The organism is Zobellia alginiliquefaciens, assembly GCF_029323795.1.
GTDB lineage: Bacteria > Bacteroidota > Bacteroidia > Flavobacteriales > Flavobacteriaceae > Zobellia > Zobellia alginiliquefaciens.
Map to the genome: position 1 here is coordinate 762,734 of NZ_CP119758.1, position 12,953 is coordinate 775,686.

Annotated in this window: 11 protein-coding genes and 1 pseudogene; 9 read left to right on the forward strand and 3 right to left on the reverse strand. The window is 40.1% G+C overall.

Going from position 1 to position 12,953, the window contains the following annotated elements:
* Positions 1-11: 11 nt before the first annotated feature.
* Together P0077_RS03230 and P0077_RS03235 are read right to left on the reverse strand one after the other, a co-directional pair.
* Entirely contained in the window at positions 12-1,436 is a 1,425-nt protein-coding gene (locus tag P0077_RS03230) for a T9SS type B sorting domain-containing protein (RefSeq protein ID WP_276167727.1), read from the reverse strand.
* Between the two features lie 117 nt (positions 1,437-1,553).
* Positions 1,554-3,356: a T9SS type B sorting domain-containing protein gene (locus P0077_RS03235; protein ID WP_276167728.1), complete on the reverse strand. Its 1,803-nt coding sequence runs from the start codon at positions 3,354-3,356 to the stop codon at positions 1,554-1,556.
* A gap of 200 nt (positions 3,357-3,556) precedes the next feature.
* Here P0077_RS03235 and folE point away from each other — a divergent pair, with 200 nt between their 5' ends.
* Both folE and cysS read left to right on the forward strand, forming a co-directional pair.
* Positions 3,557-4,240 carry a GTP cyclohydrolase I FolE gene (gene folE / locus P0077_RS03240; protein ID WP_276167729.1) on the forward strand — a complete coding sequence of 228 codons (684 nt, stop codon included), beginning with the start codon at positions 3,557-3,559 and terminating at the stop codon, positions 4,238-4,240.
* Between the two features lie 13 nt (positions 4,241-4,253).
* Positions 4,254-5,732, forward strand: coding sequence for a cysteine--tRNA ligase (gene cysS, locus P0077_RS03245; RefSeq protein ID WP_276167730.1), 1,479 nt, complete (start codon positions 4,254-4,256; stop codon positions 5,730-5,732).
* An 8-nt stretch (positions 5,733-5,740) separates the two neighbouring features.
* Here the strand turns inward: cysS and P0077_RS03250 are convergent, their stop codons facing one another.
* Positions 5,741-6,658, reverse strand: coding sequence for an AraC family transcriptional regulator (locus P0077_RS03250; protein ID WP_276167731.1), 918 nt, complete (start codon positions 6,656-6,658; stop codon positions 5,741-5,743).
* Positions 6,659-6,880: 222 nt separating this feature from the next.
* Between P0077_RS03250 and P0077_RS03255 the strand changes: the two genes are divergently transcribed.
* The 7 genes and pseudogenes from P0077_RS03255 to P0077_RS20950 form a co-directional block, all read left to right on the forward strand.
* Complete coding sequence (locus tag P0077_RS03255) at positions 6,881-8,401, forward strand: aldehyde dehydrogenase family protein (RefSeq protein ID WP_276167732.1); 1,521 nt, start codon at positions 6,881-6,883, stop codon at positions 8,399-8,401.
* A gap of 1 nt (position 8,402) precedes the next feature.
* On the forward strand, positions 8,403-8,774 hold the full coding sequence (locus P0077_RS03260) for a DUF779 domain-containing protein (protein ID WP_276167733.1): 372 nt from the start codon (positions 8,403-8,405) through the stop codon (positions 8,772-8,774).
* Positions 8,775-8,931: 157 nt separating this feature from the next.
* Complete coding sequence (yidD, locus tag P0077_RS03265) at positions 8,932-9,141, forward strand: membrane protein insertion efficiency factor YidD (RefSeq protein WP_155595520.1); 210 nt, start codon at positions 8,932-8,934, stop codon at positions 9,139-9,141.
* 136 nt (positions 9,142-9,277) lie between these two features.
* Positions 9,278-10,240 carry a prolipoprotein diacylglyceryl transferase gene (gene lgt / locus P0077_RS03270; protein ID WP_276167734.1) on the forward strand — a complete coding sequence of 321 codons (963 nt, stop codon included), beginning with the start codon at positions 9,278-9,280 and terminating at the stop codon, positions 10,238-10,240.
* Between the two features lie 103 nt (positions 10,241-10,343).
* On the forward strand, positions 10,344-10,832 hold the full coding sequence (locus tag P0077_RS03275; protein ID WP_276167735.1) for a DUF192 domain-containing protein: 489 nt from the start codon (positions 10,344-10,346) through the stop codon (positions 10,830-10,832).
* Between the two features lie 6 nt (positions 10,833-10,838).
* Positions 10,839-11,357 (forward strand): GNAT family N-acetyltransferase, encoded by a 519-nt coding sequence (locus P0077_RS03280; RefSeq protein WP_276167736.1) that lies wholly within the window; start codon positions 10,839-10,841, stop codon positions 11,355-11,357.
* A gap of 1,172 nt (positions 11,358-12,529) precedes the next feature.
* A pseudogene (locus P0077_RS20950) lies at positions 12,530-12,949 on the forward strand (Ig-like domain-containing protein); the annotation flags it as partial.
* Between the last annotated feature and the right edge of the window lie 4 nt (positions 12,950-12,953).

Consider the following 12,953-nt stretch of genomic DNA (forward strand, 5'->3'; position numbering starts at 1 on the left):
ACGCCAGGCTTTTATCTTTTTAAGGCAAAGTGTGCCTTTGTGGTTTTAGCCACTTCAATATTATTTTCCTGCTCTCCATACTCAATCTTAAACCAATACGTAGATGAAGGCAAGGGATTACCATTAAGTGTTCCGTCCCAAACTGAGTTAACTCCCAATTGCGCTAAAAGCTTTCCGTAGCGGTCAAAAACAAACACGATTGGATCCGTTAGTTCTTCTATTCCTTTAATATTCCAAGTATCATTAGCGCCATCATTGTTTGGAGTAAAAAACTTGGGATAACCAACTACTAGAAACTCTATAGGTTCTGTGGTTCCGCAACCATTCTTATCGTTAATGACCAAAGTATTTATACCCGGAGGAACATCATTAAAAACCGCATCATCTTGAAACTCCCCTTCATTTATTGCGTATTCATAATCTCCATCACCGTCAACGAATATTTCTATATTGTTCATATCCGGATCTAAGGACAAATTTGAATTCAAGGTCTCCACACGATCAAGAACAGGCATTCCATAATAGGTGATAAGAATATCATCTAAAATATGACCTCCAGCATCCGTAGTAATATCAACATGGTACCTTCCCGATTCAGGACTAGGAACCGTAATTTGCGTAGCAGAAGGACCTGAACCTAATGGCGCATCTATTGTACCATCGTCATCATAATCAACAGACCAAGCAATATTAGAAATATCGGGCCCTGCAGGGGAATTCAATGCACTCAAAGTAATATCCGGATCACCTTCACAAGCGGTTATATCCAAACCTAAAAACTCATCTCGTAACGTACAATCAAGAGCTGTATTTTGATCAGCCCTTACAGAACTTCCGGTAAACGTTAGCATAAAAGGCTCTTCCTCGTCATCAAAATTGGTGTTAAAATTATTGATCAAAATATAGTACACCTCCCCTGGCAGTACATCTAAATACTCATCATAAGTATTTAAATTCTGAGTTGTAGAGGGTACGCCAGCTTGGCCATTTTCCGGGTTCACCCCTAGCCCAGTAAATCTGGTATTATTCACTTCGTAATTACAACGTATAGGCTGCACCGATCCGGTGCCTATAGCCGTACAATCCACATCCGGACCATAAACGGCAAAATCCCATTCGGCCGTAGGTGTACCAGAACCACTCACCGGTAACGCTTCCAAGTCAAAACCAACTTGACCTTCCGTTCCTGCCCTAAACACGAACCAAGATGTATTATTCTCTATGTTGGCATTGCTTACACTTCCTTTCTCAAGACAACCCGTTTCCGTAATAATTTCAGGATCAAAATCATCAATAACTCCGCTGCCGTCAGCATAACCCATAATAGGTGCATCGGCACATACGGGAATGGCCGTCCGGCAATCAGCTGAATTTTGTGCTTGAATTTCTGTGCCGAAAAAGAAAACAACGCAGATAACAGATAGTAAAAAACGCATAAGAATGGGGCTAAATCAATACTATTAAATAACTCACAGACAGTGATTTTAGTATGTTTAAGCGTAAAATTGAGTAGTTTATCGATAAAATACCTGCCTTGAAGCAGATTCTAAAGCCTATCGTTTTAAAGAAAAATGATTATTGACATACTTGGCCGATACGGTTTCTCCATTTACAGAAGTATACGTTAACTTAAACCAGTAATCTGATTCGGGTAAAAGCTTTCCATTAAATACCCCATCCCATTGCTCATTGGAAGGGTCCAATTGAGCTAATAATTTCCCAAAACGATTGTAAATTGTGAGTACGGGAGAATCTAAAAATTCCGCTCCCGTAATGGTCCAATATTCATTGGAACCATCTCCGTTTGGTGTAAAAAACTTTGGAAAACCTATCACCACAATTTGTTCGGTAACATCTCCGCAACCTTGTGGATTATTTACAGTAACGGTATACATACCCGGCTCTACCTGATAGAACTTATTACCTGTTTGATAAGCACCATCATCTAACCGATACTCATAACCATCCGAAACTTCGGTTACCACTGTAACCGTATTATTATTTTGCAAGTCTTCAATTTCAATATCAATAATTTGCGGTGGTCTGGAGGTTAATACGGTTACCCTTTTAGAATCGCTACAACTTAAGCCTGATTGAGAATTTGTAACCGTTAGCTCATACTCTCCTTCTTCAGACACCAATATATTTGAAGTAATTTCACCCGAACTCCACAAATAAGAATAGTTAGGGTTTGTACTTTCCATACCAATTGTGACACCAGCATCCGTCTCACATAAAAAGACATCTTGAGGAAAATCCAAAATAGGAGTTTCTATATTGATTAGCTGAAATTGCTGAGAAGCATCAAAACATCTAGAATTACGAATTGAGGTAAGGCGAACAAAAATAGTTTGAGAGCCAGACTGAGTTTGATATTCTTTTGGAAGAGCATTAGCCCCACCAACTGCATCGGCCATTGTGGTGTGATAGCTGACCAAAAATTCATTTGAATTTTGACTTCCTAAAACTTCCATGTCTTTTTGAGAAAGATCATAAACCTCCAAACCACTGCATGAAGCATCATCAGAAACAGGATTTGCAACTGGCATAGCAGAAAAAGAAACCTGAACATCACTAATAATAGTTTCCGATGGCCTGACTACTTCCACTCTGTAATTAGCAGATGTAGTAACTTCATATGTGGGACTGTTTTCTCCCATTATTTCCGTAAATCCACTTCCCGAGTCCAGAAACCACCGGTAAGACAAAGCACCAGAAGTTGTTCCATCCAAAATAATAGTTTCATTCTCGCAAGCTGCTATTGGTGGCCCTAGAAGATTATTTATAATAGAACAATCCAGGGCATCAAAAGGATTGGTCACGAATATATGTCCAGAAAACTGAATAGAAAATCCAGAATTGTTATTACTGAAATTATTTATAAGTAAATAATAATCTTCACCAGGAGTTACATCCAACCAAGCCTCATATTGAACATTTTCAGTATTGCCCGATGGATCTTCCCCCACCCCAACAAATGCATTCTCATCCTGATTATCAAAAAAATTACATCGTATCGGCTCCCCTAAGTTACTACAGTCATTTGATTGGTACAGAGCAAAATCCCAATCTTCCAAAGTATCTATTCCTATATTAAAACCTAATTGCCCGGAAGCTCCTGTTCTAAATCGGTACCAAGCGGAATTGGACTCAATTGCCCCGCTCAATGTTCGTTCCAAACAGCCAGTAGTTGCCGCCCCACTAAAGTCATCCACACCAAAGCCTGTAGTACCTCCGTTCACCGGAGTATTGTTACAAATAGGAATAGCGCTGCCACAATCTGCAGAAACCTGTGCCATAACAGCATTTATCCCCAGAAAAAACAACATAAACCATAAGCTGGCAAAACGACTCATTTTAAAGATGATACCTTATATATTATAAAAGTACTTTCTTCCTTTTCTTAACAGCAATTTATGTTGTGTATCAAGACATATAGAACATAAAGTGCCATATTATGTATATCTTTGCAGTTCGTTTTACTCAGCACAACGTGTAATGTATTGAAACTTTTTAAGACGAATTGGACATTATAAATGTCAATAGATATAAGCAGATGAAAATTGATAGTACTTTGGAAAAGCAATTTGATGAATTAGGAGACGACCACGTTTCTGCATCGGAAGATACCCCCTTACGTGAAGACGCATTCGTATTAAACGATGATGATAAGATTGAAAGAATTAAAGATAACGTAAGAGACATATTGCTCACTTTAGGTCTAGACCTAGATGATGACAGTCTTAAAGGCACCCCTAATAGAGTTGCCAAAATGTTCGTAAAAGAGATTTTTGGAGGTCTACACCCAGATAGAAAACCTAAATCCTCTACGTTCAGCAATAAATATAAATACGGAGAAATGCTTGTAGAAAAGAACATTACGCTCTACTCTACCTGCGAACACCACCTTTTACCAATCGTTGGCCGTGCACACATTGCCTACATCTCTAACGGAACGGTTGTTGGCCTTTCTAAAATGAACCGTGTAGTAGATTATTATGCAAAAAGACCTCAGGTACAAGAACGCTTGAACATCCAGATTGTTAGGGAACTTCAAAAGGTATTAGGTACCGATGATGTTGCCTGTGTTATAGACGCCAAGCACCTTTGCGTAAATTCAAGAGGTATACGCGATATAGAAAGCAGTACAGTAACAGCAGAATACGGTGGCAAATTTAAAGAAGAAGCCGTACGTCGTGAGTTTTTAGATTATATAAAATTAGAGACCAACTTCCAATAGCCAATAGTATAACATGCAATTGTACCAGAACCAGAAGTTAAAGATTTACAATTCCCTTTCCGGTAAAAAAGAAACATTTAAACCTTTAAACGAAGGTCACATAGGCATGTATGTTTGCGGTCCTACGGTGTACAGCAATGTGCATTTGGGCAATTGCCGTACTTTTATGTCTTTTGATATGATCTTTAGGTATCTCAAACATTTGGGATACAAAGTACGCTATGTCCGCAACATTACGGATGCCGGACATTTGGTTGATGATGCGGAAGACGGTGAAGACAAGATTGCTAAAAAAGCTAGACTGGAAAAATTGGAACCTATGGAAGTGGTACAGCGCTACACCATAGACTTTCATAACATCTTAGAACAGTTTAATTTTTTACCCCCAAGTATAGAACCTACTGCTACTGGGCATATTATTGAGCAAATAGAGATTATAAAAAACATTCTTGACAAAGGCTTTGCCTATGAGGTAAACGGTTCTGTATATTTTGATGTTTCCAAGTTCAATGACCATAATGAATACGGCCAATTGAGTGGAAGAAAGTTAGAAGATATGATTGCTAACACCCGCGAACTTGCCGCTCAAGACGACAAAAAAAGTCCACAAGATTTTGCGCTTTGGAAAAAAGCCGAGCCACAGCATATTATGCGTTGGCCCTCTCCTTGGGGAGATGGTTTTCCTGGATGGCACCTTGAGTGTACTGCCATGAGCACCAAATATTTAGGTGAAACTTTTGATATTCACGGTGGTGGAATGGACCTGAAATTCCCACATCACGAATGTGAAATAGCCCAGGCCGAAGCATGCTACGGCCATTCACCTGTGAACTATTGGATGCATGCCAATATGTTGACCATGAACGGTAAAAAAATGGCTAAATCTACTGGGAACAATATACTTCCTGGGGAGATTTTTACCGGTGAGAACGATATTCTTAGTAAGGCCTTTTCTCCGTCCGTAGTTCGCTTTTTCATGATGCAGGCACACTATACCAGTATTCTAGATTTAAGCAATGATGCGTTGTTGGCGTCCGAAAAAGGATTTGGTCGTTTAATGGACTCTCTTTTGGTTTTAAAAGGATTAGATACCGGTTCTACCAGCAATTTTAATGTTGAAGCATGGAAACAACAGTGCTATGACGCCATGAACGACGATTTTAATACTCCTATTTTAATTGCCAATCTTTTTGAAGCCGTCAAACATATCAATCTAATTAAAGAAGGAAAAGAGAGTATTACCGCTACGGATAAAGAACTACTTATACAGACTTTGAACGGGTTTATCTTTGATATTTTAGGGTTAGAACAAAAAGGAGGTTCTACTGAAGATGCAGGTAAACTTTCAGGTGTTGTAGAACTATTGATTCAATTGCGAAAAGAAGCTCGTGAGAATAAGGATTTTGCCACATCAGATAAAATACGTGACCAGTTAGCAGAACTTGGCATTCAGTTGAAAGATGGCAAAGAAGGCACCACCTTTAGCATCTAAAAAACATTTTAAATAATGGTATTCGTTGTTTTCGCCTGGTAATCACCGGGCGAAATATGTTGATGTGCCTTAAACACTCTATTAAAGTAGGACCGGCTCTCAAAACCACACTCCATATAAACGTTTTTAATACTTCGGTTCGGATCCTGCAATAGCCCTGCCGCTAATTTAATTCGCTCATTATTGATAAACTCTATAGGCGAAATACCAAGTTCGGTTTTAAAAACCCTGTAAAAATGAGAGGGACTTAAATAAGCCTTTTTGCTCAGCTCTTCTACACTTAAATTTTGATGAAGGTGCTCTCTAATATATCGGACCACCCCGGCCAACCTACTATTTTCATGGAGTTTTAAAGTCGAGTTTGAATAAATTTTCCGCTCATTCGTCTGCAGGATTCTTATAATTAATTCACGCAGCATATTATCCACAAAAAAATCTTTAGACGGATGATTTTCCGTAAACAGAAATAGCAGGCGCTTTAAAATTTGATAGATACCCGCGTCATTGACAAAATGAAAATTATAATCCATTAAGTCCCATTCCTTACCATTATGTTTTGGCATGGTCTCATTCATAAGCTGTAGCACCTTGTCTATTTTATCCTCAGAAATAGCGAGCGCCAAACAACGGGTAGGATTTTTGCGCATAGCTTCCGGAAAATCAATACACATAGTTTCATTAGAAGGAAGCACCAAAGATTCTCCGGGCAGAAAACTAAAAGACTCATAGTTTCTTAGATGCATTATTTTCTTTCCTTCTATCATACTTGCCAAAACAGGTTGGTCAAATTTTAATAGCACCCGTTCCGCCTGTTGATGTGTTTCAAAAACATGCAATGCAGCATTATTCAAAGTATACGAGGTTTGGTTTTCGACCAACGTTTCCAACTTCCTATTTGATAGAAATTTATCCGATAATTCAACCATAACTGCACCAGTATCAATTCAACCTATTAATCCCTAAGAAATATACAAAATAAGCATCAGTAAAATATCAATTTAACAAAGAATGATAGAATTGTTCATACCTATAGTAGAATAGGTCAGATAATTTCAGTTCAACTCCACTACATTTAGAAAACCAATTGTACTCATCTGAAAAAGAGACACATACTAAGAAACGTATCTATTAACTTAATATACTTAACTATGAGCACACAAACAGTTGAACAAGACGTATTACAAAAACCAAAGTTCAAAAGTCAATATGAAAATTATATTGGCGGAAAATGGACAGCCCCTATGAAAGGTGAGTATTTTGACAACCTTTCTCCTGTAGACGGAAACGTATTCACTAAAATAGCCCGTTCCACATCAGAGGATATAGAACTTGCCATTGATGCCGCATGGATCGCCGCTTCCGAATGGAACAGATCGTCAGCAACCACTAGAAGCAATATGCTATTAAAAATTGCCGACGTTATGGAACGTAATCTGGAGACCTTGGCAAGAGCCGAAACTTGGGACAACGGTAAAGCCATTAGAGAAACCACTGCTGCAGATATACCTCTGGCCATAGACCATTTTAGATATTTTGCCGGTGTCATCAGAGCGGAAGAAGGCTCCGTCAGCGAATTAGATTCAAACACCGTTGCGTTAAACGTTACCGAACCACTTGGGGTAGTAGCACAAATCATTCCTTGGAATTTCCCAATTCTTATGGCCACTTGGAAATTGGCACCCGCATTGGCAGCAGGAAACTGTGTCGTATTAAAACCCGCAGAGCAAACCCCGGTAGGCATTCTGGTTCTTATGGAACTAATTGAAGGTATTTTACCGGCAGGCGTATTAAACGTTGTAAACGGTTTTGGCGCGGAAGCAGGCAAACCTTTAGCCTCAAGCCCAAGAATAAATAAAGTAGCTTTTACGGGTGAAACAACAACAGGACAGTTAATCATGCAATATGCATCTAAAAACATTACTCCCGTCACATTAGAGCTAGGTGGAAAATCACCGAATATCTTCTTTGAAAGCATTATTGATGCCGATGATGATTTCTTTGACAAATGCCTGGAAGGAGCCGTAATGTTCGCACTTAACCAAGGAGAAGTTTGCACTTGCCCATCAAGAATGTTAGTTCAGGAAAGCATCTATGACCGCTTTATGGAAAGAGTTATAGAACGTACCAAGGCCATAAAATTAGGTCACCCGTTAGATCCAACAACAATGATGGGTGCACAGGCTTCAAACGACCAATATGAAAAAATTCTCAATTACATTAATATCGGCAAAGAGGAAGGGTGCGAAGTACTGACTGGTGGAGAGGCGGCCTACAACGAAAGTCTTGAAGGTGGTTATTATATACAGCCTACGATTCTTAAAGGAAACAACAAGATGAGGGTATTTCAAGAAGAAATATTTGGTCCCGTAGTTTGCGTTACCACTTTTAAAGACGAAGCCGAAGCCATAGAAATCGCCAATGACACCCTTTACGGACTAGGTGCCGGGGTTTGGACCAGGGATACACACCAGGCCTACCAAATTTCCAGAGCGGTCCAAGCGGGTAGGGTCTGGGTAAACTGTTACCACTTGTATCCTGCTCACGCTCCTTTTGGAGGATACAAAAAATCAGGTATTGGCAGAGAAAACCATAAGATGATGTTAGCACACTACAGACAAACTAAAAATATGCTGATTTCATACGATAAAAAGGCCATGGGTTTCTTTTAATATGAAAACACAAAGAGTTCTAGTTACGGAGGAAGCAAAAAAGGTTATTGAAAGCCTTAAGAAAACGCATGGTGAACTTATGTTTCACCAAAGTGGTGGTTGCTGTGATGGCTCTTCGCCCATGTGTTTCAGCAAAGGTGAACTTATTCTGAACGAAACCGATATTTGGCTTGGCAATATTGCCGATTGTGATTTTTACATGTCTCAAGACCAGTTTGAATATTGGAAACACACCCAGTTAACGATTGATGTGACCAAAGGAAGAGGTGCCAGTTTTTCTTTGGAAATTCCATTAGGAGTTCGGTTTGTGATAAAGTCAAGGTTGTTTTCTGAAAAGGAAGCCCTAGAATTAGAGCCGGTCCATCACGCATAATAAATAGTAAAATCTTTACACAAAGTTTAAAATCCGCATTATAAAATGCGGATTTTTTATTTGGTGATCATAAGTTTTCAGATAAATCTATTCATCAAATAGTTGTATTTTTACGTCTCTAAATCTCATTATATTGGCACTTACATTAAAAAAAATCATGATAGCTCCTTTCGTATTTTTAGTTAGGTTTTATCAACTCGCCATCTCTCCTTATACACCTGCAACGTGCCGCTACTCCCCTACTTGCTCACAATACACCTTAGAAGCTTTAAAAAAACATGGCCTATTTAAAGGAGGTTGGTTAGCTATTAAACGTATATTTAGCTGTAATCCATGGGGAGGGAAAGGTTACGACCCAGTACCTTAAACCATTAAAACAAGTTCAATTTATATTGATTGGCATGCTCTCTACTGATCGTTAAAATTTATAACTACGATTTAAGATATAGGAAAGCCTAACGGCTATCTATTTTATTATCTTAGTGCCCTTAAAACTCCTTAACATGTACTTTTTAGGTATTATCTGGAATCCGAATGAAACCCTTTTTTCTCTCGGTCCGTTACAGATCAAATATTACAACTTACTTTGGATTACGTCTTTTGCTCTAGGTTGGTATATCATGAAACGTATTTTCACCAATGAAAATAAAACTGTAGAGCAATTAGATTCGCTTTTTATCCATACAGTTCTGGCTACAATGTTAGGTGCACGGTTGGGGCATGTTTTCTTTTATGACTGGCCATATTACAAAAATCACCTGCTAGAGATATTGCTGCCTATTCGAGAGAGTGCGTCAGGGCAACTCTTTGGTTTTATTAACGGCTACGAATTTACCGGCTTTACCGGTCTTGCCAGTCATGGCGCCATTATTGGGGTACTGATAGGCACGTATCTATACCAAAAGAAGTATCCAGATATGAAAACCCTTTGGCTACTGGACCGTATGGTAATTCCGTTTGCAATTGGAGCATTTTGTGTGCGATTGGGCAACTTTTTCAATTCTGAAATTAACGGAAAAATCACTGACGAATCTTTTATTTTCGCCACAAAATTCATTCGTGATTCAGACGATATGCATCCGTCACAAGCATTAGCCATTACTCAAGAAAAGACTTTAAGTGTGGCGTATGATGCTTTAGAAAACAATCCTCAGTTTGCCGATCAGTTGGCTCAGATTCCTTTTCGCCATCCAGCACAATTGTATGAAGGGGTCGCTTACATCTTTGTATTTGTTCTCCTTTACTACCTCTACTGGAATACGGATAAACGAAACAACTCAGGCTACCTTTTTGGTCTGTTCCTTGTATTGCTTTGGACCATACGTTTCTTCGTAGAATTTGTAAAGAAAAGTCAAGGTGGTTTCGAAGAAAGTCTTGGACTGCTTTCAACCGGACAGTGGTTAAGTATTCCGTTCATTCTAATTGGTCTTTATTTCATGTTTAGGCCAAAAGTTGCAAAATCATAATTAATATTGATTTTCTTTTACGACTGAAAACTAAAGTCGGTGTTTTGACAATGAGCAAAACACTTCATTTATCATCGACTTTTTAAACGTAAGCGATACTAAAATGAAATACTTAAAAAATTATTTGTATTTGACCATTGCCATGTTTCTGTTCAATGGATGTAAAGAAGAATCAAAAAAAGTAATTAAAGCAGAACCTGTGGTCTTTAAAAAAGAAGGAGAACTGTCCATCTTTAAAAAAGAAACCGATAGCGTTATTGGTTCTTTTGATATAGAAATTGCAGATAGCGAATATGAAACCCAAACTGGTCTGATGTACAGGAAGAGCATGAAGGTGGACCGAGGTATGTTATTTGTTTTTCCTGAAGTTGCAGGGCATTCATTTTATATGAAGAATACGGAGTTCCCCTTAGACCTTATTTTCATTAAGGAAGATATGACCATTGCCAATTATCACGAAAATGCACAACCCATGAACGAGTCTAGCCTACCTTCACAAGGTGCCGTTCAATATGTTCTAGAATTGAATGCTGGTCTGGTTCAAAAATTAGGTATCCAAACAGGAGACAGTATAGCTTACAAAAAAATGTAATTTTAAATGGATTTGCTTTTGGAGGGAGAAAACACCGAACGATTGGTATTCCGAAAAGTACTCCCCTCTGATTTTGATACATGGCTGCCCTTTCATGAAGATAAACGGTCTTCAGAATTCTGGAAAGGATTACCGAGCGACCCAAAAATTGCTTGTCGGCAACAGTTTGATCACATATTTGAACGGTATGAAAACGGCTTGGGTGGTATGAATGCCCTAATTTTAAAATCAACTGGAGACTTAATTGGCTTATGCGGACTTCTTAAGCAAAATGTAGATAACATAGAAGAACTAGAAATAGGCTATTCCATCCTACCAAAATATTGGAAACAAGGTTATGCCTCCGAAGCTGCTAAAAAATGTAGAATGCACGCACGAAACAATCGTTTAGCTCCTTCCTTAATTTCCATAATCCACATAGACAACATCCCTTCTCAAAGAGTAGCTATGAATAATGGCATGCATTTAGAGAAAATTACAACCTATCATAACAATCCCGTATATATTTTTAGAGTGCAATTATGACACAAAAACATTGGGCTATATTTACTGCCAATACATCTCACATAAGATGATTTGATATAAAACATGAACATTCCCCTTTTTCCATGGAACCTTAAAAACTGAATGCAGGAATGTTTTCTTTTTAAAATGAATTCTCTGAATATCACAGTTATTCTATTGGTAGTAATGATAAACGGTATGAGCTCAAAATACACAGTATCAATAAATCCCATATTCCCTTACATCCATCTTATCCATAAATTATACGTTTCATCGATAGTTGGGTCCAAAATGGATGTAAGGGTATCTATAATTTAAACCGATTCCATATCTTGTAGGACTTTCTTGTTAAAAAGAGAGTTCTACCGTTTACGGTGTTTAAAAAAAAGAATCGATAGTCCCTCGGAAAAATGAAGAAGTACCTTAAGGTTTCAGTCTGCTGTTTCAGTCTTTTTTTAATAGCGTTGGCGTGCACCAAGGAGGTGGGCCTTATCACCGAGGTGGAGTTCGAGCTTACCGAGCAGCACACTGCGGAAGGCTTCGTGAACCAAGGGCTTCCCAGTACATTTACGATCGTACCGGAAGAGGTACTGGAGGACTACGAGTACAATATCACCTACGAGATACTGGATGGCGAGGGCCATTTCGAGGATATGGAGGGCAACCCCTTGGAATCCGGAAAGGGATGGTCCATGCCCACGGGACTTAGCGCCCCACTTCTGTACAAGGGTTCCGCAACGGGGGAGCACAGGGTAAGGATAACAGGGGCCGACAACTTCGGCATCTCGGAGGATATCGAGGTCATGTACGAGCTTTCCGATGTCCCGGTGGTCTGGGAGGCCTCGAGCGAACTCTCACAGCTCGAACTTGAAAAGCCTGTAGCGCTTTCCCTTCTGTTGGAAACGGACGAGGCCTCGCAGGACGTGGACTATGAGGCCATCTACGGGTTCGCTTCGGGCTCCGGGAGCCTTGAGCCGTCCGAGGAGAACGGCTATGCCCCGAACGGGGAATATGGTCCTATCTCGGCAGGTACCTATCCCCTTGTCTTTACACCTTCCGAACTGGGGCCACAGCGATTGGTCTTCACCCTTAGGGACAGTAACGGCCAGGAAATAGAAACGGGACTGGACTTCAACGTTTCCGAGTTCATCGAGGTGATCTCCATAACCCTTTCGAGCCAGGATACGATAAAGATGAAACTGGGGGACGAGATACCCCCGGCCTTCGTTTTCGAACCGTCCAACGCTACCGACCAAGAGGTAACGGTGGTCTCCAGTGATCCCGATGTCGTATTCATCGACGAAAACAACGTTTGTATCGCGGTCGGGCTGGGTACGGCCCAGGTTACCGTTACCTCGGTCTCCAACCCCGATGCTAGCGACACGGTCACCGTAGAGGTGATCCCGCCGGACAGGGTACCGGTAACGGGCATCACCGTTTCCCAGGAGAATCCCGGGGCCACGGGAGCGCAGCGCCAACTGGTGGCCGCGGTCCTTCCCCAGAACGCCACGGACCCGAGCGTGACCTGGTCCTCCGGTGACGATACGATAGCATCCATAGACGATAACGGCCTTCTGACCGGTCTTTCCGCGGGAACGGTGACGATAACGGCCACTT

Excerpts from the sequence above, each read along its gene's own strand:
- P0077_RS03230 (WP_276167727.1), bottom strand. The coding sequence starts at position 1,436 with ATGCGTTTTTTACTATCTGTTATCTGCGTTGTTTTCTTTTTCGGCACA.
- P0077_RS03235 (WP_276167728.1), bottom strand. The coding sequence starts at position 3,356 with ATGAGTCGTTTTGCCAGCTTATGGTTTATGTTGTTTTTTCTGGGGATA.
- folE (WP_276167729.1), top strand. The coding sequence starts at position 3,557 with ATGAAAATTGATAGTACTTTGGAAAAGCAATTTGATGAATTAGGAGAC.
- cysS (WP_276167730.1), top strand. The coding sequence starts at position 4,254 with ATGCAATTGTACCAGAACCAGAAGTTAAAGATTTACAATTCCCTTTCC.
- P0077_RS03250 (WP_276167731.1), bottom strand. The coding sequence starts at position 6,658 with ATGGTTGAATTATCGGATAAATTTCTATCAAATAGGAAGTTGGAAACG.
- P0077_RS03255 (WP_276167732.1), top strand. The coding sequence starts at position 6,881 with ATGAGCACACAAACAGTTGAACAAGACGTATTACAAAAACCAAAGTTC.
- P0077_RS03260 (WP_276167733.1), top strand. The coding sequence starts at position 8,403 with ATGAAAACACAAAGAGTTCTAGTTACGGAGGAAGCAAAAAAGGTTATT.
- yidD (WP_155595520.1), top strand. The coding sequence starts at position 8,932 with ATGATAGCTCCTTTCGTATTTTTAGTTAGGTTTTATCAACTCGCCATC.
- lgt (WP_276167734.1), top strand. The coding sequence starts at position 9,278 with ATGTACTTTTTAGGTATTATCTGGAATCCGAATGAAACCCTTTTTTCT.
- P0077_RS03275 (WP_276167735.1), top strand. The coding sequence starts at position 10,344 with ATGAAATACTTAAAAAATTATTTGTATTTGACCATTGCCATGTTTCTG.
- P0077_RS03280 (WP_276167736.1), top strand. The coding sequence starts at position 10,839 with ATGGATTTGCTTTTGGAGGGAGAAAACACCGAACGATTGGTATTCCGA.